Annotated in this window: 24 protein-coding genes; 6 read left to right on the top strand and 18 right to left on the bottom strand. The window is 69.9% G+C overall.

Annotated features, from left to right (window positions below; genetic code table 11):
* Window positions 1–6 precede the first annotated feature (6 nt).
* The 4 genes from KZ810_RS02245 to KZ810_RS02230 form a co-directional block, all read right to left on the bottom strand.
* Window positions 7–276, bottom strand: coding sequence for a hypothetical protein (locus KZ810_RS02245; RefSeq protein WP_219767349.1), 270 nt, complete (start codon window positions 274–276; stop codon window positions 7–9).
* 98 nt (window positions 277–374) lie between these two features.
* Entirely contained in the window at window positions 375–680 is a 306-nt protein-coding gene (locus KZ810_RS02240) for a 2Fe-2S iron-sulfur cluster-binding protein (protein WP_219767348.1), read from the bottom strand.
* A complete protein-coding gene (locus KZ810_RS02235; RefSeq protein WP_219767347.1) occupies window positions 677–1,762 on the bottom strand; it encodes a cysteine desulfurase family protein in 1,086 nt (361 codons plus the stop codon). Before KZ810_RS02235 ends, KZ810_RS02240 begins: the two co-directional genes overlap by 4 nt.
* On the bottom strand, window positions 1,759–2,835 hold the full coding sequence (locus KZ810_RS02230) for a cysteine desulfurase family protein (protein WP_219767346.1): 1,077 nt from the start codon (window positions 2,833–2,835) through the stop codon (window positions 1,759–1,761). The genes KZ810_RS02235 and KZ810_RS02230 overlap by 4 nt, the downstream gene beginning before the upstream one ends.
* A gap of 74 nt (window positions 2,836–2,909) precedes the next feature.
* On the opposite strand from KZ810_RS02230, the gene KZ810_RS02225 reads away from it, so the two are divergent.
* The gene (locus tag KZ810_RS02225; RefSeq protein ID WP_219767345.1) at window positions 2,910–3,566 is read left to right on the top strand and encodes an alpha/beta hydrolase; all 657 of its coding nucleotides are present in this window, start codon (window positions 2,910–2,912) and stop codon (window positions 3,564–3,566) included.
* A gap of 109 nt (window positions 3,567–3,675) precedes the next feature.
* Here KZ810_RS02225 and KZ810_RS02220 read toward each other — a convergent pair whose 3' ends face one another.
* Together KZ810_RS02220 and KZ810_RS02215 are read right to left on the bottom strand one after the other, a co-directional pair.
* Window positions 3,676–3,858 carry a hypothetical protein gene (locus KZ810_RS02220; protein ID WP_219767747.1) on the bottom strand — a complete coding sequence of 61 codons (183 nt, stop codon included), beginning with the start codon at window positions 3,856–3,858 and terminating at the stop codon, window positions 3,676–3,678.
* Complete coding sequence (locus KZ810_RS02215) at window positions 3,855–4,814, bottom strand: threonine ammonia-lyase (RefSeq protein WP_219767344.1); 960 nt, start codon at window positions 4,812–4,814, stop codon at window positions 3,855–3,857. Before KZ810_RS02215 ends, KZ810_RS02220 begins: the two co-directional genes overlap by 4 nt.
* Window positions 4,815–4,975: 161 nt before the next feature.
* Here KZ810_RS02215 and KZ810_RS02210 point away from each other — a divergent pair, with 161 nt between their 5' ends.
* The 5 genes from KZ810_RS02210 to KZ810_RS02190 all read left to right on the top strand — a co-directional run bounded on the left by KZ810_RS02210 (window position 4,976) and on the right by KZ810_RS02190 (window position 8,812).
* A complete protein-coding gene (locus KZ810_RS02210) occupies window positions 4,976–6,235 on the top strand; it encodes a type III PLP-dependent enzyme (protein WP_219767718.1) in 1,260 nt (419 codons plus the stop codon).
* Window positions 6,236–6,343: 108 nt separating this feature from the next.
* Window positions 6,344–7,426, top strand: coding sequence for a 1,9-bis(guanidino)-5-aza-nonane synthase (locus KZ810_RS02205; RefSeq protein ID WP_219767343.1), 1,083 nt, complete (start codon window positions 6,344–6,346; stop codon window positions 7,424–7,426).
* A 159-nt stretch (window positions 7,427–7,585) separates the two neighbouring features.
* Window positions 7,586–8,029, top strand: a complete 444-nt coding sequence (locus tag KZ810_RS02200; protein ID WP_258044288.1) for an MAPEG family protein — start codon at window positions 7,586–7,588, stop codon at window positions 8,027–8,029.
* A 1-nt stretch (window position 8,030) separates the two neighbouring features.
* On the top strand, window positions 8,031–8,216 hold the full coding sequence (locus KZ810_RS02195) for a hypothetical protein (protein WP_017978200.1): 186 nt from the start codon (window positions 8,031–8,033) through the stop codon (window positions 8,214–8,216).
* Window positions 8,217–8,272: 56 nt separating this feature from the next.
* A complete protein-coding gene (locus KZ810_RS02190) occupies window positions 8,273–8,812 on the top strand; it encodes a DUF4337 family protein (RefSeq protein ID WP_219767342.1) in 540 nt (179 codons plus the stop codon).
* Window positions 8,813–8,819: 7 nt separating this feature from the next.
* Here KZ810_RS02190 and KZ810_RS02185 read toward each other — a convergent pair whose 3' ends face one another.
* From KZ810_RS02185 to KZ810_RS02130, 12 genes are all read right to left on the bottom strand, one after another.
* A complete protein-coding gene (locus KZ810_RS02185) occupies window positions 8,820–10,712 on the bottom strand; it encodes an XrtA/PEP-CTERM system amidotransferase (protein ID WP_219767341.1) in 1,893 nt (630 codons plus the stop codon).
* Entirely contained in the window at window positions 10,712–12,259 is a 1,548-nt protein-coding gene (gene xrtA, locus KZ810_RS02180) for an exosortase A (protein ID WP_219767340.1), read from the bottom strand. The genes KZ810_RS02185 and xrtA overlap by 1 nt, the downstream gene beginning before the upstream one ends.
* Window positions 12,256–13,425 (bottom strand): TIGR03087 family PEP-CTERM/XrtA system glycosyltransferase, encoded by a 1,170-nt coding sequence (locus KZ810_RS02175; RefSeq protein ID WP_308461467.1) that lies wholly within the window; start codon window positions 13,423–13,425, stop codon window positions 12,256–12,258. Before KZ810_RS02175 ends, xrtA begins: the two co-directional genes overlap by 4 nt.
* 4 nt (window positions 13,426–13,429) lie before the next feature.
* On the bottom strand, window positions 13,430–14,470 hold the full coding sequence (locus tag KZ810_RS02170; protein WP_219767716.1) for a FemAB family XrtA/PEP-CTERM system-associated protein: 1,041 nt from the start codon (window positions 14,468–14,470) through the stop codon (window positions 13,430–13,432).
* Window positions 14,471–14,472: 2 nt separating this feature from the next.
* Window positions 14,473–15,318 carry an XrtA system polysaccharide deacetylase gene (locus tag KZ810_RS02165; RefSeq protein WP_219767338.1) on the bottom strand — a complete coding sequence of 282 codons (846 nt, stop codon included), beginning with the start codon at window positions 15,316–15,318 and terminating at the stop codon, window positions 14,473–14,475.
* Between the two features lie 3 nt (window positions 15,319–15,321).
* Window positions 15,322–16,389, bottom strand: coding sequence for an ExeA family protein (locus tag KZ810_RS02160; RefSeq protein ID WP_219767337.1), 1,068 nt, complete (start codon window positions 16,387–16,389; stop codon window positions 15,322–15,324).
* A 12-nt stretch (window positions 16,390–16,401) separates the two neighbouring features.
* Window positions 16,402–18,036 (bottom strand): hypothetical protein, encoded by a 1,635-nt coding sequence (locus KZ810_RS02155; protein ID WP_308461466.1) that lies wholly within the window; start codon window positions 18,034–18,036, stop codon window positions 16,402–16,404.
* A 2-nt stretch (window positions 18,037–18,038) separates the two neighbouring features.
* Window positions 18,039–19,067, bottom strand: a complete 1,029-nt coding sequence (locus tag KZ810_RS02150; RefSeq protein ID WP_219767336.1) for an AAA family ATPase — start codon at window positions 19,065–19,067, stop codon at window positions 18,039–18,041.
* Window positions 19,064–20,587 (bottom strand): XrtA system polysaccharide chain length determinant, encoded by a 1,524-nt coding sequence (locus KZ810_RS02145; protein ID WP_219767335.1) that lies wholly within the window; start codon window positions 20,585–20,587, stop codon window positions 19,064–19,066. The genes KZ810_RS02150 and KZ810_RS02145 overlap by 4 nt, the downstream gene beginning before the upstream one ends.
* A 10-nt stretch (window positions 20,588–20,597) precedes the next feature.
* Window positions 20,598–21,245, bottom strand: a complete 648-nt coding sequence (locus tag KZ810_RS02140; protein WP_219767334.1) for an XrtA/PEP-CTERM system exopolysaccharide export protein — start codon at window positions 21,243–21,245, stop codon at window positions 20,598–20,600.
* A gap of 103 nt (window positions 21,246–21,348) precedes the next feature.
* The gene (locus KZ810_RS02135; protein WP_219767333.1) at window positions 21,349–22,578 is read right to left on the bottom strand and encodes a pyridoxal-dependent decarboxylase, exosortase A system-associated; all 1,230 of its coding nucleotides are present in this window, start codon (window positions 22,576–22,578) and stop codon (window positions 21,349–21,351) included.
* On the bottom strand, window positions 22,575–24,110 hold the full coding sequence (locus KZ810_RS02130; protein ID WP_219767714.1) for an acyl-CoA ligase (AMP-forming), exosortase A system-associated: 1,536 nt from the start codon (window positions 24,108–24,110) through the stop codon (window positions 22,575–22,577). Before KZ810_RS02130 ends, KZ810_RS02135 begins: the two co-directional genes overlap by 4 nt.
* Window positions 24,111–24,136 lie beyond the last annotated feature (26 nt).

Genomic DNA, 24,136 nt, shown 5'->3' with positions numbered 1-24,136 from the left:
CACTCCTCAGTAACGGACGCGGTAACAGCGACGGACCGAGCCGTAGCGTGCCGGACGGTAGCGACAGACGGTGCGGAAGCGCGGCCCGCGCCAGCGACGATCATAACCGTAGCCGCGTCCGCGGAAACGCCGCGGCGGCGCATAATAGCGTCCACCATGATAATAACGGCCCGAATGCCAGCCGCGATCGTCGCGCCAGCGTTGCGCGTCCGCCGCGACGGGTGTCATCGCGCTCGCCGTCACCACGCCGGCCAGGCTCAACATCATCAGCTTCATGCCAGTTACTCCCGTACTCGCCCCCCGCCGCCATGCAGAATAGGCCAGCAGTCCTGCTGGTTCCTGAACCGATCGGTCAGGTACGGGTCAGGAGGCGATCAGGCGGTCGGAAGGCTCAGCCCCAGTTCCTCCAGCGCAGGCGTCAGCACGATCTGGCACGCCAGCCGGCTCGTCCGCCGCGCGTTCGGCACCAGGTCGAGCATGTCCTCCTCCTCCTCGCTCGCCGGCGGCAGGCGATCGAAATCGCCCGCCCTGACGACGACGTGGCAGGTCGCGCATGCCATGTCGCCGCCGCACGTGCCCTCCAGCGGCAATCCCGCGCGCTGGCAGGCGTCGAGCAGCCGCTCGCCGGGTTCGCCCGCGAATTCGGACACCGCATCGCCGTCGATCACGAACAGTTTCATGCCGCGATCCTCTGCACGTCGGCGGCAGCGACGATCCGGCCGATCCCGGCCCGTAGCTCCTCCTCGGTCGTGTAGCGCCCGAAGCCGAGCCTGATTGAGGTGCGCGCTGCCGCGTCCGACAATCCGATCGCGCGTAGGACGTGGCTGCTGCGCCCCGATCCGCTCGCGCACGCACTGCCCGCGGAGAACGCGACGTCGCGCAGGTCGCTCATCAACCGATTGACGTCGAGCCCGTTGCGGCGGACGTTCAGATTGCCGTGATAGCGCGGATCGAGCGCGCCGTTGACCGTCCATTCCGACAGCAGACCGGTCGCGATGTCCCACAATCTCGCGACGTGGGCCGCATCCTCGCCCGCGCGCTCGCGCATCAACCGCGCCGCCGCGCCGAACCCTGCGCAGAGCGCGGGGCTGAGCGTTCCCGAACGCCCGTCTTCCTGATTGCCGCCGTGGAGCAACGGCGCGACCGTCACCCCGTCGCGCAGCCACAGCGCGCCGATGCCCTTCGGCCCATGCACCTTGTGCGCCGACACCGCGACCAGATCGACCGTGTCGGGGATCGCGACCCGGCCATAGCCCTGCACCGCGTCGCACAGCATCAGCGCCCCCGCCGCGCGCGCCATGTCGGCCAGTGCCGCGATCGGCTGCACCACGCCGATCTCGTTGTTGACCAGCATCGCCGCGACCAGCCCCGTGCCCGGCACGATCGCCGCGCGCGCCACCTCCAGGTCGACCAGCCCGTCGCGCTCGACCGGCAGCACCGTCACCGCCCGCCCGCGCGCCGCCTCCGCCGCGACCGCGTCGAGCACCGCGGCATGTTCGGTGGCGAGCGTGACGATGCCGCCGCTCGTCCCCTTGATCGCCCAGTTGAGCGCCTCGGTCGCGCCGCTGGTGAACGCGACGCGCCCGCCCGGCGGCAGCAGACGCGCGACCTCGACGCGCGCGACCTCGACCGCCGCCTTCGCCGCGCGTCCGGCACGGTGCGGCGAATGCGGGTTGGCGAACCCGTCGCGCAACCACGGCAGCATCGCGTCCAGCGCCTCGGGCGCGAGCGGCGTCGTCGCCTGATAATCGAGGTATTTCACGCCGCGAACGTCCGCGTCTCGCGCGCGATGCCGCGCCACGCCGCGATGAAGCGTTCGACATCCGCCTCGTCCGTCGTCCGACCGAAGCTGACGCGCACCACCTCGCGCGTCCGCGCTTCGTCCCACCCCATCGCGCGCAGCACGTGGCTCGGCTTCAGGCTCCCGCTCGCGCACGCGCTTCCCGCCGACACCGCGATCCCGCCCAGGTCGAACCGGATCAGCTGCGCGTTTGAAGCGACGCCGGGCATGCGATAGCTGCCGATCGCGGGGTGCCGCGCGGCACCTTCGCCCACCACCTCGCCACCCGAGCGCCAAATCGCGTCATCGAGCCGTGCGCGTAAGCGCACCCAGCGTTCGACCGGCTCGGCCTCCCCCAGTGCCGCGGCATAACCGAGCACGCCCGGCAGATTCTCCGTCCCCGCACGGTACCCGCGCTCCTGCCCGCCCGATGGCGCCAGCACCACCAGATCGCGCACCAGCAATGCCCCTACGCCCGGCGGGCCGCCGCGCTTGTGCGCCGATACCGCGACGAGATCGGCGTGCGCCGCGACCTCCGCCCCCTCGCCCGCGGGCATCTGCGCCGCGTCGACCAGCAGCAGCGCGCCCGCGGCATGCACCGTCTCGGCGATCGCGGCGATCGGTTGCCGCACCCCCGTCTCGCTGTTGCACCATTGCACGCACACCAGACCCTCGCTCACCGCATTTAGCGCTTCGCGCGTCACCACGCCGTATTCGTCGACCGCGAGCACCCGCGGGTCCGCGCCGGCGCGCCACACCGCGTCATGCTCGACCGCGCTCGCGTAGCGCGCCGGGGCGTGCGTGCGGTTGAGCGCGATGCTCAGCGATTCGCTCGCCCCGCTGGTGAACAGCACGTCGCCCGTCCAGCCATAGGCCGCCGCGACCTGCGCGCGGGCTTCCTCCAGTGCCTTTCTCGCCGCCCGCCCCTCGCCGTGCGGCGACGACGGATTGGCCCAGATCGCCATCCCCGCCAGCGTGGCCGCGCGTGCGCCCGCGGTCATCGGCGTCGTCGCGGCGTGGTCCAGATAGAGACGGTCAGACACAAAACGTTCCATTCTCGGGCTCGGCGCTTATATAGCGCGCCATTCCGGGCGCTCGCGCGTCCCCACGCTTCATATAACGAGTGACCATGCCCGAAGTCATCTTTCCCGGTCCCGAAGGTCGCATCGAAGGCCGCTTCTCCCCCGCGCCGCGCCCGCGCGCGCCCGTCGCGATGATCCTCCACCCGCACCCGAACGCGGGCGGCACGATGAACAACCGCATCGTCCAGGAACTCTACAAGACGTTCCAGCGCCGCGGCTTCGCGACGCTGCGTTTCAACTTCCGCGGCGTGGGCAAGAGCCAGGGCGTGTTCGACAACGGGGTCGGCGAACTGTCCGATGCCGCCGCCGCGCTCGACTGGATCCAGAGTTTCCATCCCGAAGCGCAGACGACCTGGATCGCCGGGTTCAGCTTCGGCGCGTGGATCGGCATGCAGCTCCTGATGCGCCGCCCCGAGATCCGCGGCTTCATCTCGATCGCGCCGCCCGCGAACCTCTACGACTTCACCTTCCTCGCGCCTTGCCCCTCGTCGGGCATCATCATCCAGGGCGCCGAGGACGAGGTCGCGACCCCGCCCGCGACGCAGAAGCTGGTCGACAAGTTGCGCACGCAGAAGCACATCACGATCCACCACGACACGATCCCGCGCGCGAACCACTTCTTCGAGCACGAGATGCCCGATCTGATGAAGAGCGTGGACAATTATTTGGATATGCGGCTCGACCCGAACTCACCAATCCGGTGAGTTCGCCGGAGCGGAATAGCTCACGCTATTCCACGTCTCGCCGGCGAGCCCGGCCGGCGGCGCGCCAGCGCCGACCGACGACGCGGGCTCTGCCCGCGTCCCGCCAGCGTCACATCGTCCAGATCAGCACGTTGCCCAGCAGCACCAGCGCCATCGCGATCATCAACACGCCCTTGCGCCGGTTGCGCCGCGTCCTGATCAGGTAAACGCCCCCGATCACGCAGGCGAACACCGCCAGCATCGCGATCCCCGGTGCCGCCCCCGCGATCGATCCGTAGACGCCCGTGTTCACGCGATCGCCCGTGCATAAGCGTCGGCGTCGACGTTCCCACCCGACAGGATGACGAGCAGTCCGGGCTCGAGCGCGACCTTGCCCGCGAGCAGCGCGGCGAGCGCCACCGCGCCGCCCGGCTCCACCACCAGCCGCAACCGCTCGGCGGCCCAGCGCTGCGCGACGCGCACCTCCGCCTCGCTCACCGCCACGCCGGTCGCGTCGCGCCGGCTGAGCACGTCGAACGTCAGCGGCGACACCTGCTTCGTCTGCAGCGCGTCGCACGCGGTCGGCGGCGGGTTCGGCCCCACCGGCTCAATCCAGCTCGCCTCCAGGCTGCGGCGCATGTCGTCCCAGCCCTCGGGCTCGACTACCGTGATCGCGGCGTCTTTCAGCGCGAGCGCCACCCCCGCCGCCAGCCCGCCACCGCCGCACGGGATCACCGCGCGCGCGCACGGCGCGAGCGCCGCCGCCGCCATCTGCTCCGCCGCCTCGACGCCTGCGCTACCCTGACCCTCGATGATCCACGGATCGTCGAAACTCGGCACCAGTGTCGCGCCGCGCGCCTCCGCCAGCCGCGCCGCGATCGTCTCGCGGCTCTCGCTCATCCGGTCATAGTCGACGACCTCGGCACCGAGCGCGAGCGTCGCCTCGCGTTTCGCCTTCGGCGCATCCGCCGGCATCACGATCGTCGCCGCCATCCCCAGCCGCTTCGCCGCCCACGCGATCCCCTGCGCGTGGTTGCCGCTGGAGAAGGCGACGACGCCGCGCGCGCGCGCCGTCTCGTCCATCGCGGTCAGCCGGTGCCACGCCCCACGGATCTTGAACGCGCCGATCGGCTGGAGCGATTCGGCCTTCATCGCTACCGCCACGCCGTCGATCATCACCACGTACAACGGCGTCTGCGGCAGGATCGCCGCGACCTTCGCTGCGGCGTCGCGCACCCCTGCGCGCGTCGGTTGTCGCAAAATTGTCACGTTTCACAGAATGGCATGAAACCGGGGGCCGCGAAACGCTTTACAGGGGGGTAGGTCACTCTTATGTGACCCCTCCGCTGCCCCAAGGGACTTCCACCGCAAGGCAGTGATCTGTCGAACAACAAGTCCGCGGCGTCGCCGTGGCGCGGAGGTCCCTTGAATTGCACCAGCATCATCGCGCGCTGGGGTTAGCGCCCCAATCGACTGCCGTCCGTGGCGGCATCGACATCGCCAAGGGTGGACCGGTTCAGCCGGTCACGCTCGTTCGTCCCCACGCTGCGGCGCGGGCCGCCCGCTTCTTTTCGGAGAAGTTTCCGGGCCGCTCGATGTACGCGGTGAAGGCGAACCCGAGCCCCGAACTCCTGCAGATCCTGTGGGACAACGGCATCACGCATTACGATGTCGCCAGCCTGGCCGAAGTGCGCCTCGTCGCGCGCACGCTGCCGGGTGCGACGCTGTGCTTTATGCACCCGGTCAAGGCCGAGGAAGCGGTGCGTGAAGCCTATGCGACCCACGGCGTCCGCACCTTCAGCCTCGATTCGATCGAGGAGCTGGACAAGATTATGCGCGCGACCGGCAACGCGACCGACCTGACGCTGTGCGTCCGCTTGCGCGTCTCGTCCGAACATTCGAAGCTCAGCCTCGCGTCCAAGTTCGGCGTTGCGCCGAACGAGGCGAAGGAGCTGCTGTTCGCCGCACGCCAGGCCGCCGACGCGCTCGGCATCTGCTTCCACGTCGGCAGTCAGGCGATGACGCCCGACGCCTATGCGGATGCGATGGAGCGCGTGCGCGCCGCGATCGTCGACGCGGCGGTGACGGTCGACGTCATCGACGTCGGCGGTGGCTTCCCGTCGAGCTACCCCGGCATGGAGCCGCCCCCGCTGGAGCGTTATTTCGAGACGATCCACCGCGCGTTCGAGAGCCTGCCGATCTCCTATTCGGCCGAGCTCTGGGCCGAGCCGGGTCGGGCTTTGTGCGCCGAATACAGCAGCGTTGTGGTGCGCGTGGAGCGTCGCCGCGGCAATGAACTGTACATCAACGACGGTGCGTACGGCGCGCTGTTCGATGCCGCGCACATCGGCTGGCGCTTCCCGGTCACTTTGCTGCGCGAGCCCGAGTCGACCGTGCGCGATCATCCCTTCTCGTTCTACGGCCCGACCTGCGACGACCTCGACCATATGGCGGGCCCGTTCCTGCTGCCCGCCGACGTCCAGGCGGGCGATTATATCGAGATCGGAATGCTCGGCGCCTATGGTTCGGCAATGCGCACCGCATTCAACGGCTTCGGCTCCGACGAAACCGTGATCGTCGACGACGAACCGATGGTGTCGCTCTACGACGCGATCGAGCAGGACAATGCAGTCCGGAGTGGCGCCGTCCGGGGCGGCGCGGACATCGCGTCGAACGTCGCGAAGCTGTAACGCCAGGATTGCAACGGAAAGTCGGCGGCGCGCACGGGCGTGCCGCCGCTTACGGGTTTGCGCGTCCCCATCCAAACGACGTCGCGCCGATCATGCGGGGAGCATCCCATGACTGACACCCTCAACAAGACCGCGGGCGCCAACGCCCCGATCAACGACAACCGCAAGGCCGAACTGCTGTCGAAGCAGGTCAAGCACATCGACATCACCAGCTTCGACGCGCGCCCGATCGTCGACGCGATGAGCGACATGAGCTTCACCAGCCGCGACCTCGGCCGCGCGACGAAGATCTACAACGACATGCTCGCCGACAAGGATTGCACGGTCGTGCTCGTCATCGCCGGCTCGACCTCGGCGGGCGGCTGCATGGACCTGTACGCCGAGCTGGTGCGCAACAAGATGGTCGACGTGATCGTCGCCACCGGTGCGACGATCGTCGACATGGATTTCTTCGAGGGTCTGGGTCACAAGCATTATCAGGCGCTCGAGGTGCCCGACGACGACACGCTGCGCTCGCTCTACATCGACCGCATCTACGACACCTACATCGACGAGGAGCAGCTCCAGGACTGCGATTTCACGATCAACAAGATCGCGGAAAGCCTCGAGCCCAAGCCGTATTCGAGCCGCGCGTTCATCCGCGAGATGGGCAAGTATCTCGTCGAGCACGGCAAGAAGGACAACAGCCTCGTCAAGCTCGCCTACGAACATGACGTGCCGATCTTCTGCCCGGCGTTCGTCGATTCGTCGGCGGGCTTCGGCCTCGTCAAGCATCAGGTCGACGCGGCGAAGGAAGGTCGCCCGTACATGGTGCTCGACGCGATCGCCGACTTTCGCGAGCTCACGCAGATCAAGATCGAGGCGGGCACCACCGGCCTCCTGATGATCGGCGGCGGCGTGCCGAAGAACTTCATTCAGGACACCGTCGTCTGCGCCGAGATCCTCGGCCACGAGGACGTCGAGGTGCACAAGTACGCGGTACAGATCACCGTCGCCGACGTCCGCGACGGCGCCTGCTCGTCCTCGACGCTGCAGGAAGCGGCGAGCTGGGGCAAGGTCAACACCGGCATCGAGCAGATGGTCTTCGCCGAAGCCGGCTCGGTCATGCCGCTGCTTGCCTCTGACGCGTACCACCGCGGCCACTGGAAGGACCGCGCCAAGCGCGGCTGGGCAAAACTGTTCGAGGCCTGAGCCGCACGCGAGTAGCCGCGCAACTCGCGAGACGGCAAAAGCCCGGCCGGCGCGGGTGCCCGCACCCGCGTCCGACGTCACGGGGCTAGCCCCCGTGACGCGGCCCACTCAGAGCCGAACACCCTTCCCCGACGCCGGTGCCTGCACTAGCGTCGCGACATGCAACCGATCCCCGCCACCGCGCACGCGATGCTCCAACCGGTCGTCGTCCTCGTCGGCTGGACGCTGGTGATGCTCGGCTGGCTGCTCGCGACGCGCCTGCCCGCGATGGCGCGCGCCGGGGTCAAACTCTCCGCGCTCGTCGGCAGCAAGGCCGCGGACGCCGACCGCTCGCTCCCCGCCGAGGCGCAGTGGAAGGCGCACAATTACAACCACCTGCTCGAACAGCCCGTGCTGTTCTACGCGGTGTCGGGCGTGATCGTGATGACCGGCACCGAATACGGCGCGAACGTCGCGCTCGCCTGGGCCTACGTCGCCTTGCGCATCGCGCACAGCATCTGGCAGGCGACGGTCAACCGCGTCTCCGTACGCTTCTATCTTTTCATGGCATCGTCGCTGGCGCTCGCCGCGTTGACGCTCCACGCAGGTCTGGCGGTATTCTGACATGGCAAAAGGCGAAACATTCGAGCGGCACCGCCAACCCTGGACCGCGGACGAGATCCAGAAACTCCACACGCTCGCGAAAAAGGGCATGGCGCTGAAAGCGATCGCCAAGGCGCTCAAGCGGTCGGAGGAATCGACCAAGGACCGCGCCAAGGCCGACGGCCTGTCGATCGCCAAGCTGCGCTGAGATCATGACGGCGAGTTAACTGGCGCGGTCATCCGCCGCGGCGCATGTCTCGCGGCATGGAGATCGAAGTCAGTGCCGAAGCGAAGGACAAGCGCCTCAACCGCGGCGTCGCGGTGACCGTCGTCGTCCTCTCGGTCGCGATGGGGCTCGGCAACATCAAGGACGGCAACATCGTCCAGGCGATGGAGCAGGCGCAGGCGCGCAGCGTCGATCGCTGGAACGAATATCAGGCGACGCGGGTCAAGGCACGCGTCGTCGAAACGAGCATGGCCGAGGTCGCCGCCGCGCACGGCACGCCGCCCGCCAGCTTCGCCGCCGACCTCGCGCGCTACAAAAACGAAACCCCGCAGCTGAAGGCGCAGGCGCTAGGGTATGAGGCTCAGTATGACGCGCTCAACATCCACGACGACCAGTTCGACGCGAGCGAGGCGGCGCTCTCGACCGCGATCTCGGTCGCGGCGGTCGCGGCGCTGGTCGAGGCGCCGTGGGTGCTCGCCGCTGCCTGGGTATTCGGCGCGTTCGGACTGTTCCTGTCGCTGTGCGGGTTCGCCGGCTGGGGCTTCCACCCCGACGTGCTCAGCACGCTGCTGGGCTAGGGATCGGCTAGGCGAAAAGCCGCCTGAGGCTACGCTCGAGCATCACGAACTGCCACAACGTCCGCCCGTGCTCCTCGCGCCCGCTGCGGTGCGCCTCCGCGACCCGCGCGATCTCGCCCATGTCGAACCAGCCGCTGTCGCCGAGCACGCGCGAGCGCGCCAGTCCGGCGGCCTCCCCCGCCAGGCTCCCACGGAACCACGCGCTGACCGGGGTCACGAACCCCATCTTTGGGCGGTACAGGATGTCGCGCGGCAGATAGCGTTCGAGCGACCGCTTCATCAGCCACTTGCCCTCGCCCCCGCGCAATCGCATCGCCTGCGGCAGCGTCGCGGCGAATTCGACCAGCCGGTGGTCGAGCAGCGGCTCGCGCGCCTCCAGTCCGACCGCCATGCTGGTGCGGTCGCTCTTGGTCAGGATGTCGCCGGGCAGCCAGATCTTCATGTCGGCATATTGCGCGCGGTCGATCGCGTCGCGCGCGGGCGCATCGCGCATCGCCGCGACGTAGCGGTCCTCGGCTCGGTGCCCGCCGAGCGCGCGGTGCGCAGCCTCGCTGAACAGCGCACGGCGCAGCGCGGGCGTCGTCACCCCGACCGATCGCGCATAGGCCTCGGCCCCGTCGTCGGCGAGCGCCAGCAGCGTCGTCTTGGCGCGCAGCGGCCGCGGCGCCCAGTCCGCCTTGGGATAGACGCGACCTAGCGTCCCGAACACGCGCCGTCGCAGGTCGGGCGGCAGCAGTCCCCGCACCCGCTCCTCCGCCGCCTGAAAACGATAGCGGCGGTACCCCGCCATCGCCTCGTCCGCGCCGTCGCCCGAGAGCGCCACCGTCACGTGCTCGCGCGCCAGGCTTGCGACCTGATAGGTGGCGAGCGCGCTCGCATCCGCGAACGGCTCGTCGAACGCCGCCACCAATGTGTCGATCAGCCTGAAATCGTCGGGTCGCACGACGCGGACGTGATGGTCCGTCGCGAACCGCTGCGCGACCGCGGCGGCGTGGGTCCGCTCGTCGTGCCCCGCCTCGTCGAACCCGATCGTGCAGGTCTTGACCGCCGCGCGGCTCGCCTCCGCCATCAGCGCGACGACCGCGGAACTGTCGACCCCGCCCGACAGGAACGCGCCGAGCGGGACGTCGGCGACCATGCGCGAGCGCACCCCGTCGCGCATCCGCGCGAGCAATTCCTCGCCCAGCGCCGCCGCCGATCCGCGCGCGCGATTGGCGAACGACACGTCCCACCATTGCCGGGGCTTCGCCGCGGCCTTGCCGCGCTCGATCAGCATGTAATGCCCCGCCGCCAGCTTGTTGACGCCCGCGACCAGGCACGCGTCGTCGGGGACGTAGCCGTAGGCGAGGTAATCCTCGACCGCGCGGACGTCGGGCTTTCGCCTGAGCAAGGGATGCGCGAGCAGCGCCTTCAGCTCAGACCCGAACGCGATCGCCCCGTCGGACAGCTCGGCCCAGTGGAGCGGCTTCACCCCCATCCGGTCGCGCGCGAGGAACAGCGTCTGCGTCGCCGCGTCGTGGATCGCGAACGCGAACATGCCGTTCAACCGCTGCAACATCGCCGCACCCCAGGCGGCATAGCCGTGGAGGAGCACCTCGGTATCGCCGTCGGTCGCGAACACCGCCCCGCGCCGCTGCAGCTCCTCGCGCAGCTCGCGGAAATTGTAGATCTCGCCGTTGAACACGATCGTCAGCTGCGCGTCGGCAGTCGCCATTGGCTGCGGCGATCCCTCGAGATCGATGATCGACAGCCGGCGATGCGCGAAGCCGACACCGGGCGCGGTCCACACCCCCGCGCCGTCGGGCCCGCGATGCGCGATCGCCTCCGCCATCGCGCGCAGTCGCGCCGGGTCGACCGGCTTGGGCGTGGCGGGATAGAACAGCCCCGCGATGCCGCACATCAGCGCTGGGTCTCGGCGATCCGCAGCATCGCCGCGCCCGGATCGCCCAGACGTGCGAGGAAACGCGTGATAGCAACTCGCGGATCGTGCCCCGGCGCCGCGACCGCCGACAGGTGCAGCGCGATCGCGGGTTCGGGCGCGCCGAACAGTCGCATCTTCACCGTTGCGAGCTTCACCTGTTTGTCGTCCCCCGTCACCGTATCGCCGACGCGGTACCATGTCGCGACGACGCGCTCCACCTCCCCGCCGCCCATGCCCGGCGGCGCGTCGGCGACGATCCGCATCGCGCGGCCGCCGTCGATCGGCGCCAGATCGGCGACGCGCACCCAGCGATCGTCCTCGCGCAGCACCCCCGTGCCGTAGGAGACGAGCTCGCGCCCTTCCTCCTGCTGCGCGAACACCGCGACGCTCACGTCGACCGCGTCGCCCGTCTGCACGTCGGCGTAGCGCCCCAGCAGGAAATGGTCCGCGCCCGGATGATAGGGCGACCACGCCGCGCGCGGGTCGAGGTCGACGCGGCGCCACCCCGCGACATCGGGCAGCCCGATCTGCGCCGGCAGCGGCGCCGCGCGCGCCATGATCGCCGCCGCACTCGCGGGGTACACCCCTGCCGCCGCCACAACTAGCACGCCCGCGACCACCACCTCGATGCTCAGCCGCGGTACCGCCTGCAATCGTGCCGGGTCGAATGCCGGGTCATCGGGCGAACGATCGAACCAGCGCCACGCGATGGCCAGCACCCCCGCCATCACGATCGCGAAGAACACCCAGCCGTAGACGATATGGTCGAACCCCGTCGCCGCCTCGACGCTGGTCAGATGCGCGGCGTAGATCGTCCCGAACGCGCGCACGCCGTTGGCGATCACCGGCACGACGACGCACACCGCCATGAACAGCGCGCGCCTGCGCCACGCGGTGAAGCATTGGTTGGCGACCAGCACGCCGAACGCCACCATCGAGATGACGAACTTCGCGCCCGAACACGCCTCGGCGACCTCGAAATAATAGCGCCCTGCGTGGATCAGCACGCCGTCGACCACCGCGGGCACGCCGAAGAGGTGGAGCAGCGGCATCGTGATCGCGACCGTCACGTCCTGCAGCGGCGGCTCAAGCTCCTGCCCGAACGGCACCATGAAGAACGCGTAACCGAGCGGGAACAGCAGTCCGCGCACAACATTCGGCCCCAGTGTCGCGACGACCGCGCCCTCCAGCATCAGCACGAGGCCCAGCTGCCGCGCCAGCGCGACGCCCGCGACCTCGCCCAGCAACCATCCCGCCCCGCCAGCAGCGACGACGATCAGTCCCGGTGCCCAGGCGACGGGCTGCAATCGTGCCAGCTCGCCGCGCCGCGACCAGACGAGCCACGCGACGACCGGTGCGATGAACAGGCAGTGGCCGAACGTCGTGCTGGTCCACCACAGGTGAACCACGTCGCGCACGTCGCCCGCGAAGATCAGCAGCAGCGTCGCGGCGGCGATCGCCAGCACGACGACATGCCGCGTCCACGCCCCCACCGCGACGGCGCGCCTCGGCAAGGCCATCGTCATGCCGCGACCCGCGCGGGCGCGTCGAACCCCATCAGCGCGTCGAGCGGGGCGAGGCACGCGTCCCATCCGTAGCGCGCCCGCACCCGCGCCCGCGCCGCGTCACCCAGGGCGCGTGCGCCCGCGCTATCGTCGAGCAGCGCGGTCACTGCCGCGTTCATCGTCGCCACACCGGCAACGCGGATCGTCCCGGCATGGTCGATCCCCTCCGCCGCGGCGGGTGAGGCGACCACCGGCCGCGCCATCGCCATCGCCTCCAGTACCTTGTTCTGGATGCCCCGGGCCAGTGCCAGCGGCGCGACGACCACGTCGGCGGCGGCGAGCCAGCCGCGCACGTCGGGCACCTCGCCCGTCACGATCACCGCCTCGCCCGCCAGCGCGCGCACCTCGCGCACCGGCGCACGCCCGACGATCGCGAAGCGCGCATCGGGGTGACGCTCTCGCACCCGCGGCAGCACCTCCCGCGCGAACGCGACCACCGCGTCGACGTTGGGTTTGTAGTCCATCTGCCCGGTAAAGACGATCAGCCGTCCCTGCCCAATCACCGGCATGAAGTCAGCGGCCGGATCGAAGAAGCCGGTATCGATGCCGTTCTCCAGCGCGCGGGCACCCGGCACCAGCGCGGCTTCCTCCGCACTGACGAACAGGCTCGCCGCAACCCGCCGCGTCACCGCGCGCTCGTACGCGCCGAGCAGCCGCGCCTCGCGCCGGTACATCCAGCGCGACACCCCGCGGGCATCCTCGGCGAACGCCGCGAATTTCGCCGAATCGGCATCGACGAAATCCATCACCGCGGGCACGCCTTGCGGCAGATATTGCGCCATCTGCCCCGAAAAGGCGTAAACGCGGTCGATCGTCCGCTCACCTAAGATCCGCGTCACCGCGGCGTGCACGCGCGCATCGTCGAACGCCGCGAGCGACAGTGGCCGCCCGCTCGCCAGCGCCTCGACGCCCGCGCGCCAGCGCGGCTTGGTGCGCTCGATCACCACACATTCACCCAGCATCTCGCGAAACTCGGACGGCGGCGTCAGGTCGCGGGGGTCGTCGGCGAACGCGATCAGATGCACCCGCGCGCGCGCCGCCAAGTGGCGCAGGACGTGAAAACTTCTGATCTTGTCGCCGCGGTCGGGCGGAAACGGCACGCGGTGCGCGAGAAACAGGACGTCCACCGCCTCAACCCAGCCCGCGGCTGATCCACGGCCCCACGGCATTCGCGAGCGGCAGCGGCAGCTTCTTCCACGTCCGCACCATCAGCGCGTATTTGGGGTTGAGCGGATTGACCTCGCGCCGCTCGCCCTCGCTCCACGACGCGTAGGACAGCGGCTGCGCGTCGAAGCCCCAATTCTTCTTGAACGCTGCAGCACCCGTCCCGACCTTCGACCGTCCGAAGTCGAACCGCGTGCACCCGCGCGCGCGCGCGCGCGCCATCAGCGCGAAATACATCCGGTCGTTGGCGCGCAAGCCCCGCGCCGCCTCGGTCCCGCCGCCCCAATAGGGATAGACCGTGCCGTTCCAGTAAAGGCTCAGCACGCTCGCGACCGGCACGCCCGCGTGTCGCACCGTCAGCACGTCCGCGTCCATCCGCGCCATCGTCTCGCGGAACAGCGCACGCGGAAAGACGGGCGTACCCAGATTGCGCACCGACTCGGCATAAACGCGGTAGTGATCGGCGAGCGCGCCCGCGTCGCGGCCGACCTCGACCACCAGATCGTTTACCAGCGCCTTGCGCACCTCGGCGCGCTGCTTGCGCGGTATCGCGAGCAGTTCGGCCTCGTCGCTCGCCGCCAGGTCGCGCGCGAAGCCGACGTAGCTGCCCTCGTCGACCGCCCACCCCGCGGGATGCGCGCCCCCGCGCAACTCGATCGACGGATAATGGAGCCGCCCCGCCAGATCGCGCACTGCCGCGGCAAGCGGCTCGACCGCACCCGCGTCGCCCAAGATGCCGCCATCGACCGCGAACCCGCTCGACACCAGCGCATGCCCGAACAACGGCGAGCGCATCTCGGTCAGCGGCAAAATGCCCGCCAGCGTGCCGTCGCCATATTCGGCGAGCAGAACGTGCGCGCGCTGCCCGCACCCCGCCGCAACTGCCTCGCCCCACGCCGGCTGGTGGAACGGCGTCGCGTCCGGATGCGCGCGGACGAACGCGTCGACGCGCGCGCGGTCCACGGGCGCGGCGGCGCGCACGCCGACCGGTCTGGCGAGCAGCGGCATCGTCACGCCGCCAGCCGCTCCACCACGGCATCGACACGGCCCCACTCATGCCGCTCGAGCAGCCCCCGCAATTTCCCCGCCATCGCCCCCAACCGGCTGTAATGGCGCAGTTTCGAACGCAGCGGTGCCGCGGCGACGCGCGGCTGGCCGGGATCGACCTCCCACGGATGGAAATAGAACATGCCCGGCTGCGCCTGCGCGTTGACCTGCCGAACCGCATAATCGGTCACCGCCGCGGGCAGCAGGCGAAAGAACCCGCCGCCGGTCGCGAACCGCCGCCCGGCCGCCTCGCCCACCGTCACCGGCAGCTCGACGAGCCCCGCGTCGGTGAGCGGCCGCCACGCGAACCGCGGGCTCTCGCGCCAGCCGTAATGATCGTGCGCCACCGGGGCGACGCTGGAGGAATAACGATACCCCTCCTCCGCCAGCACCGCGTGCGCCCAGGGCGTGCGCTGGTCGATCGAGAAGCTGGGCGCACGGTATCCGGTGACCGCGACCCCCGTCGCATCCTCCAGCGCACCGCGCGCGCGCCGCAGGTCGGCGCGGAATATGTCCGCATCCATCGTGAAAACGCGCTGGTGGTCCCAGCCGTGGCTCGCGACCTCGTGCCCCGCCTCGACGATCCGCCGCATCAACGCACCGTGCCGCGCCGCGACCCAGCCGAGCGTGAAAAAGGTCGCGCGCGTGTCCGTCTCGGCGAACAGGTCGAGCACGCGCGCGGTGTTACCCGCGACGCGGCTTTCCAGCGTGTCCCAATCCCCCTTGTCGATCGTGCGCTCGAACGCGCCGACCTGGAACCATTCCTCCACGTCGACCGACATGCCGTTCAGAACACGGGGTTTCGTCATCGCCTACGCGGCCCCGCGGACCGGCACGTCGCGCAACTCGTCGCGCTCGACCCAGTCGATCAGCAGCGTCAGCACGCGCCTGAGCGCCGCGTCCTGTTCGGCGATCCGCGCTTCCAGCATCGCCAGACGTTCGTCGTCGATCGCGGATACCGGCGTAGGCGTCGGCGCGGCGGGCGCGGGCTCCGCCTCCTCGTGGTTGGTGTTCGCCGCCGCCGGCCGCTCGGGCGCGACGGGGGCGGGTTGCGCCGCCACCGGGGGCATCTCGCGGCGCTGATCGTTCACCACCGCGCGCACCACGCGCGCGTCGATCAGCTCGATCTCGCCGACCGCGGCATGGAGCAGCACCCGGCTCATCAACTGGTTCAACCGGCGCGGTACGCCCTCGCTCGCACGGTACAGCACCGGGAATGCGTCTTCGGTGAAGTTCGGCCGCCCGGTCCACCCCGCGATCTGCAACCGGTGGCCGACGTAATCGGCGACCTCGTCGGCCTCCATCGGGTCGAGGTGATGGACCGCGATCACGCGCTGGCGCAACTGCTCCAGCCGCGCCGACCCGTTCAACCGCTCGCGGAATTCTGGTTGCCCGAGCAGGAATATCTGCACCAGCGCATGCCCGCCCGCCTGGAAGTTCGACAGCATCCGCAGCTCTTCCAGCGCCGAGGTCGGCAGCGCCTGGCTCTCGTCGATGATCAGCAGCGTGCGCCGCCCCGTCCGCGCGACGCCGTGCAGCCCGCGCTCGATCAGCAGCAACAGCTCGGCCTTGTTCTTCCCCGCGTGGTCGATGCCCAGCCCGGTCGCGACGATCCGCAGCAGGTCGTCCGCCTCGATCGCGGTCGACACGATCTTGATGACCTTCAGGTTCGCCGGATCAATCTTGTCCATCAAATGCCCGACCAGCGTCGTCTTCCCCGCGCCGATGTCGCCGGTGATGACGATGAACCCCTCACCCTGCGCCAGGCCATAACCCAGATACGCCATCGCCTTCTTATGCGTGGCGGTGTCGAACCAGAAACGCGGGTCGGGCGTCAACTGGAACGGGCGGTCGTGAAATCCGAAGAACGTCTCGTACATGGCCGTATCCGTTCAGAAATTATAGCGCGCGCCGAGCAGCGCCTGCGCCGACACCTGCTTGTCTAAATCGCCCTGATCGAACGCGTAGACCCCCGCCGACAAGGCCGTGCCCAGCCGCCCGAAATTGCGGCTGTAGGTGCCGTTCAACCCGGTCCCGTACACGTCCTGCGCGCCCGGAAGGTCGCTCGAGAACCAGTTGGCGTACAGGTTCGCGTCGAACTGCGACACGCGGCTCAGCGCACGCGAATAGAACACCTGCGCGTAGGCGCTCTGATCCTCAAGCCCCAGCACCTGCGTGCCGACCGCGACGCGCGGCGCATAAAGCCGGCGATTGGCATAGCCTCCGCCGATGCCGTAGCCGGTGCGGCCCTGCTGGACGCTCCACACGCCATCGATCCCGCGCGCGCGGTAGCTCGCGGTCGATATCGACTGGAACACGTCGTTCAGGCATCCGCCCGCGCCGTTCTGCTGGCTGCCGCCCTGCCGTCCGAAGATGCAGCCGCCGAACAATTGCCCGAACGGATCGTTCTGCGTCTGGAACCCCGTCGGCAGTCCAGCGATCCCGTCGCGCAACTGGCGACCGAACGTCTCGATCGCGTCGTAGACGACAACCTGCAACCCCGACGCCTCCGACATCCGCCATGACAGCGCGCCGGTATACGTCTCCCCGCCGTAGCGATAGCCCGCGGTCGCCTGCAGCTCGACGCGCGGCGACGGACGCCAGATCACGCCCGCGTCGTAGATCAACCCGTCGGTGTCGTAGGCGATCCGTTCGGGCGAATTGGGATCGGTCACGAACCGGCCGTTGCGGTCGACCACCGCATTGCCCGCGGCATCGACCAGCGGGTCGCGCTGCGTCGCCTTGATCCGCTCGTAACCCGCACCCGCGCGCAGCGCGACCGTGCGGCTGACCGGCAACACCACGTCGCCGCGCCCGTAATAGCCCTCGTATTTCTGATCGAGCTGGTTCGCGTCCTCGCGCTCGTACGCGCCGCTCACCGTCACGCCGACCGGCGCGATCCGGTTGGCGGGCACGCCGATGCTTGCCTGGACGACGTGGTTGGTCGACGAATCATATCCGTCGAGCCGCGGCGATCCGGGTGCCAGCGCGATATTGGTGTCGCCTCCGACCTTGGTGTAACCGAAGCGATAGCTGCCGTTGACGTCGAACGGCCCCGCGCGCGTCTGGACGCTCGGCCCCGCGAACAACGAATACACCTGCGTCAGATTGTCGGTATTGCCGATCAGGTTGACCGGTGCCGCGCCGCGGATGTCGCTGCGCTGCCGCGTCGCCAGCGCGCCGCCGTCGAGCGACAGCCACGGCGCCACCTGCGTCGTCGCGCGCGCCAGCCCGCTGTGGACGCTCAAATCCTCCGTGTTGCTTTCCCACGAGAAGCGCCGCTCGTAGCGGTAGCTGATCTGCGCGTCGGTCCTCGCGGTCGAGACGCCCGCGTCGATGCCGGCGGCGAGCGAGGTGTAGGTGACGACGTCGTCGCCGTTCGACAGATCGGCCGCGATCGCCTGCGTCGCCTCGATATACGGCGACACGTAGCGCGACTGCGCGGCGGCCGGCGCGGCGGCGAGCACGCCCGCCACCGCCGTCGCCGCCAGCAGTGCGCCCGGCGCCAGATTGGGGAACCGGCCCACGATTACTTCTCCTGACCGTAATAGCTGCCGAAGCGCCCACGCCCCGGCTCGAACGATACCGAATTGATGACCAGGTGGATCTGCTCGCATCCGTCGAGCAGGTTCACCGCCTCGCGCACGTCGGCCTCGGTGGTGCGATCGGCGCGCACCACCAGCATCACCTGCCCGACCAGCAGCGCGAGCGTGGAGGCGGGCGACGCGGCAAGCGCGGGGGGCGTGTCGAAGATGATGATCCGCCGCGGGTTGGCCTCCAGCAGCCGGTCGAGCACCGCTTCGGTCCGGTCGGACGCGAGCAATTCGGTGTCCGCGTGCGTCCGCTTGCCCGCGGGCAGCAGCGACAATTGCGGCACGTCGGTCCGGATCACGCAACTCTCGGGGTCGAGCCGCGGGTCGCCCAGGATGTCAAGCAGCCCGACGCTGTCCTCCAGCCCCAGCCGCTGCATGATGTCTGGTTTGGCGAAATCGCCGTCGACCAGCAGGATTTCGACGTCTCGCTCCGCCGCCAGGCTGATCGCGAGGTTGATCGCGCAGAACGTCTTGCCCTCGCCGGGCTTCCCCGACCCGACGATGATCGTGCGCGCACGCTGCCCGATCGGCCCTTCCGCGATCTCGCGCGCGGTCAGCAGCAGCTGCCGCTTGACCAGCCGGAACTCCTCGGCGAGCGCGCCGACGGGGGCGCCGGGAACCAGCATCCCCGCCTCGGCGAGCATCGTGCGGTCGATCTGCGCGACGTCGCTCTCGGGCGCTTCCCATTCGTCCAGCCCGTCGTCGTCGGTATCGGACAGGAACTCCGCCGGGATTGCGGCGAGCGTCGGCGGCACCGCGCGCGGCGGCGCCTGATCGGCCGGCGCCGCGCGGGGCTCCTCCACCGCAGCGACCGGCTCGTCATCGAGGAAGTTCTCCTCGACGGGCGCATACTGCTCGTCGAGCGGCGGCACCCCGCGTGCGCGCAGGTGCGCGCCGAAATCATACACCTTCGCCGCGCGCTCGATCAGCGATTCCTCGCCCGCGGTCTTGGGGAAACGATTCATGCGGCAAGTCCCCGCTGGAGCATCTCGACGCCGAGCAGCGCCACGTACGCGACGCCCAGCGCGGCGAACCCGCCCGCCAGCCACGTCAGCCGCCGCCGCCGCAGCTCGGTCTGCTGGCGCGTCACCATCTCGCCGATCGACCCGATCACCGCCATGCCAGTGACCTTTTCGAGCTTCTGCGCGGTCGGGAACGTGCCCTGCAACTGCCCGAGCGCGAAGGCCGCGCCGATCCCTGCGACCAGCCCCGCGATCAGCACGCCCGTCAGCAGCAGCGGCCGGTTGGGCGCGGTCGGCGTGCGCGGCAGCGTCGGGGGATCGATCACGCTGAACTTCACCGCGTCGGTCTGCGTCTGCGCCTGGCTTCGCAGGCTCACCTGCTCGCGCTGCGCGAGCAACTGGTCGTACTGGCTTTTCAGCACGTCGTAATTGCGGTCGATCTCGCCCTGTTCGGCCGCGACCGCGGGATTGCCGACCAGCTTCGCGTTCAACTGGTCGAGGTCGCCCTGCAACTGCTGCTTACGCGCCTGGAGTGCGGCGACGGTCGCGCCCTTGTCCGCCATCAACGCCTGCAATGATCCGTACGCCGGATTGGCGACCCCGCCGTCCGCACCGCCCGTCAACGGCTCGCCCCGCGCGGCGGCCTGCGCCTGCGCGAGCTGCTGCTTCAGCGCAATCACGTCGGGATGGCTCTCGGTATAGCCGCGGCCACGCGCGTCGGCGAGCTGCCCCTGGATCGCCGCCAGCCGCGCGCGCGCCGGGCCGACGCCGGGCGCGATGCCCGCGCCCGCGATCGTCTTGGGCGTCGCCGCCATCTGCCCCGACAGCGCCGCCATACTCGACTGCGCCGCCGCCAGATCGGCGTCGACCTGGCTCATCTGCGTGCGCGACGCGCCGATCCGATCGCTGATCGATCCGCTGCCGGGCAGCGAACCGAGATAATTGTTCTGGAACGCCGCGCGCTTCGCCTCGGCGTCCTGCAATTTCGTCCCCAGCGCCTGCAACCGGCTGTCGAGGAAGGCGAGCGTCTGCGTGTTCTGCGACCGGTCGGTCGACAGATTGGTTTCGATGAAGATGTCGATCAGCTTCTGCGTGATCGCCGCGGCGAGCTTGGGGCTCGCCGCCGTGGTCGTGATCTCGAACAGATTGTCCTGCTGCGCGGTCACCTTGATCGCGGTCTGCAACCCCGCCACGCGGTCGGCGATGTCGCGCTCGCTCGACACCGTCTTGGCGAGGTCGGTGCCGCGCACGACCTTTTCCAGGCTGACCGCGCTGGTCAGCGTCTGGCGCACGGTGTCGATGTCGCGCGCGTCGTCGTTCGCCGCCTGCATCGAATCCGCGCCCGTCGGCAGGACCGATCGCATCTGCACGAATACGCGCGCCTTGGAATCGTAGCGGCTGGGGATCTGGCTGACGACCAGCCAGCCCGCGATGCACACGGCCCATGCGACCGCGAGCGCGATCCAGCGCCGCGTCCAGATCGCGTGCAGCGCGACCCGCGCTTCGTCGATGATACCGCCCACCCGCGCTACCTCAGAACATGCTTTCGGGGATGATGATGACGTCGCCGGGCTCGAGCCGCACGTTGGCACTCGCGTCGCCGTCCTTCAGCAGCTTGTTGATCCGCAGGCCGTATTCGGTCTGCTTGCCCGTCGCGCGGTCGTAGCGGATCAGCCGCGCCTTGTTCCCCGCGGCATATTCGCCCAAGCCGCCGACCGCGATCATCGCGTCGAGCAGCGTCATATTGGCGCGGTACGGCAGGCTGGCGGGCTTCTGCGTCGCACCGACGATCCGCACCTGCTGGCTGAACGTGCCGGAGAAACTGTCCACGATCACCGAGACGATCGGGTCCTTGATATATTCGCCCAGCGCCAGCTTCATGTCGGCGGCGAGCATCGCGGGCGTCTTGCCGACCGCGGGCATGTCGCTGATCAGCGGCGTGGTGATCCGGCCGTCGGGGCGCACCTGCACCTTTGCCGACAGTTCGGGATTGCGCCACACGAAGATGCTGAGCGAGTCGAGCGGGCCGATGACATATTCCTCGCCCGGCTGTTCCTTGCTCGCGACGAAGGTCGCGGGCGGCAGCTCGGGCCGTGCGGCGCCGCCGCCGCCGCAGGCGGTGAGCGTCGTCGACGCCATCAACGCTGCGATCAGACCCTTGGAAACCTTCGCGAACCGCATGCAACCCTCCGTGCGCGCCAGCCGACCGGTCCCACCGTGACTCGCGTCGGGTGGGCTGGTGGCGCCAGTGGTCAGCTATGCGCGGGAGAGGTGAAGATAGCGTTTAGGACGCGCCCGCCAGCACTTGTGCGGGCATCGGGTGTCCCAAAAAGGCACTCGGGCTCGCGGTCAGTCCGTACGCGCCCGCGATGAAGATCGCGACCACGTCGCCGACATCGGCGCGCGGCAGCACGACGCGGTCGGCAAGCCGGTCGAGCGGGGTGCACAGGCAACCGACCACCGACACCGCGTCGTCCGCCGCCTCGCCCATCCGTCCCGCGATTGCGACCGGATAATTACGCCGCACCACCGTCCCGAAATTGCCGCTGGCGGCGAGCTGGTGGTGCAAGCCGCCGTCGACGACCAGGAACGTTTCCCCGCGGCTCTCCTTACGATCGACGACGCGCGTCAGATACACCCCCGCCTCGCCGACCAGCCACCGCCCGAGCTCGATCGCGAAGGTCGCGTCCGCCAGCATCGCGTCGCGCGTCGCCAGCGTGCGGGTCAGCGCCGCGCCGATGCGGGCGACCTCGACCGCGCGATCACCCGCGAAATGCGGTATCCCGAACCCGCCTCCCAGATTGATCATCGGCGGCGCGTGCCCGCTTTCCACCGCCAGCCGCGCAGCGAGCGCGACCGTCGCTGCCTGCGTCTCGATCAGCGCGTCGGTATCGAGCGCCTGCGAACCCGCGAAGATGTGGAATCCGCGCCATTCCGCGCCGCTCGCGATGATCGCGCGCACCAGCGCGGGCACGCGCTCGGCATCGACCCCGAACGGCGAGGCGCGCCCGCCCATCTTCATCCCCGACCCGCGCAACTCCAGGTCGGGGTTGACCCGCACCGCCAGCCGCGGGGCGACACCTGCCCGCTCCCCGATCGCGATCGCGCGCCGCGCTTCGCCCTCCGATTCGACGTTCAGCGTCACGCCCGCGCAGATCGCCGCTTCAAGCTCGTCGTCGCGCTTGCCCGGCCCCGCGAAGCTGATCGCGCTACCCGGCTTGCTGTCGAGCACCGCCGCCATCTCACCCGCCGACGCGACGTCGAGCCCGTCGACGAGCGGCGCGGTCGCCCGCACCAGCGGCGCGTACGGGTTGGCCTTCACCGCGTAATGCAGCCGTACGCCCGCGGGCATCGCGGCGCGAAACCGCTCGACCTGTGCGCGTACCACGCCGAAATCGTACACGAACACGGGCGAACCGTGCGCCGCCACCCACTCGTCGGCGGTACGCCCGGCGATTGCCAGCGCGCCGTGCTGTCCGGCGAAGGCAGGCGGGATCGGTCCGATCGGCTTCACTGAACGACACTCCTGACGTCGGCAGCGAGCCGCGCGCGGTCGAGCTTCCCGTTGGCGTTGCGCGGCAGTTCGGCGCGCCACACGATCTCGGCGGGCTGCATATAGGTCGGCAGGTCGCGCTTCAGCCGAGCACGCAGCGCCGCCTCCGCGCCCGGTTCGCCGCGCGCGACGACCACGATCCGTTGCCCCAGCCGCGCATCGGCGACGCCGATCGCCACTGCCTCGCGCACTTCGTTACCCGCGGTCACAGCTTCCTCGATCTCCTGCGGGCTGATGCGGTTGCCCGATGTCTTGATCATCTCGTCGTCGCGCCCGACGAAGCGGAGCAGGCCTTCGGCGTCCGCGACGACGCTGTCGCCCGACCACACCGCAACGCCGCCTGCGCGCGAGAAGTCCGGCGCGGCCCGGAAACGCTGCGCGGTCCGCTCGGGGTCGCGCCAATATCCGTGCGCGACGAGCGGCCCGGCATGGACCAGCTCACCCGGCTCGCCCACCGCCGCCGCCGCCCCGTCGCCGCGCACCACCATCACCTCGGCGAAGGGAATCGCACGTCCGATCGAATCGGGGTTCGCATCGACCAGCGCGGGCGGCAGATAGGTCGATCGGAACGCCTCGGTCAGCCCGTACATCGGGTACAGATCCGCCGCGGGAAAACGCGCCCGAAGCGCACGCACCATCGCCGGGGTCAGCGCGCCACCCGAATTGGTCAGCCGCGTCAGCCGCGCCGCCGTCGCCGTCGCCGCGGGCCACTCCGCCTCGAGCAACTGCGTCCACAGCGGCGGCACCCCCGCGAGCGTCGTCGCCCCCACCCGCTCGACCGCCTTCACGACGTCGCGCGCGGTCAGATAGTCGAGCGGCGCGACGGCCGCACCCGCGCGCCAGCTCGAAAACAACTGGTTCTGCCCGTAATCGAACGACAGCGGCAGCACGCCGAGCACGCGGTCGTGGGGCTCGATGCCGAGATAATGCGCGACCGACACCGCGCCCAGCCACAGGTTCGCGTGACTCAGCATTACGCCCTTGGGCCGCCCGGTCGATCCCGACGTATACAGGATCGCCGCCAGCGCGTGCGGGTCGGCGTCGGACGGCGGCAGGGCCTCGCCCTCGCCCGCATCCCCCTCGCCCGCATCCCCCTCGCCCACATCGACGTGCACCTGCGTCGCATCCGGCACGTCGCCCGCCTCCAGCGTCGCCGCGCGCGCCGCCTGCGTCAGCAGCAGCGCCGCGCCGCTATCGGCCAGGATGTGCGCCACCTGCGCGCGCTTGAGCGCGGGGTTGATCGGTACGTGCACCAGTCCGGCGCGCGCCGCGGCGAGCGGCATCAGACACGCCTCGCGCGTTTTCGGCAGCCACGTCGCGACCCGCGCACCCGCCTCGGGCACCGCGCGTGCCAGCCACCCGGCGAGCCGCGCGACCCGCGCCTCGGCTTGCGCAAACGTCATCGCGCCCGCGCGGTCGATCAGCGCGGGCGCGTCCGCGGCGCCGCACAGGACGTGGTCGATCGGTCGGGCGTTCGGGTCGAGCGGCACCATCATCTCCCCCATAGCGCCCCCGTTGC

This window comes from Sphingomonas citricola, assembly GCF_019429535.1.
Lineage (GTDB): Bacteria > Pseudomonadota > Alphaproteobacteria > Sphingomonadales > Sphingomonadaceae > Sphingomonas > Sphingomonas citricola.
Note: the sequence above shows the minus strand (reverse complement) of the source record. Positions and strands in the feature narration are given on the sequence as shown.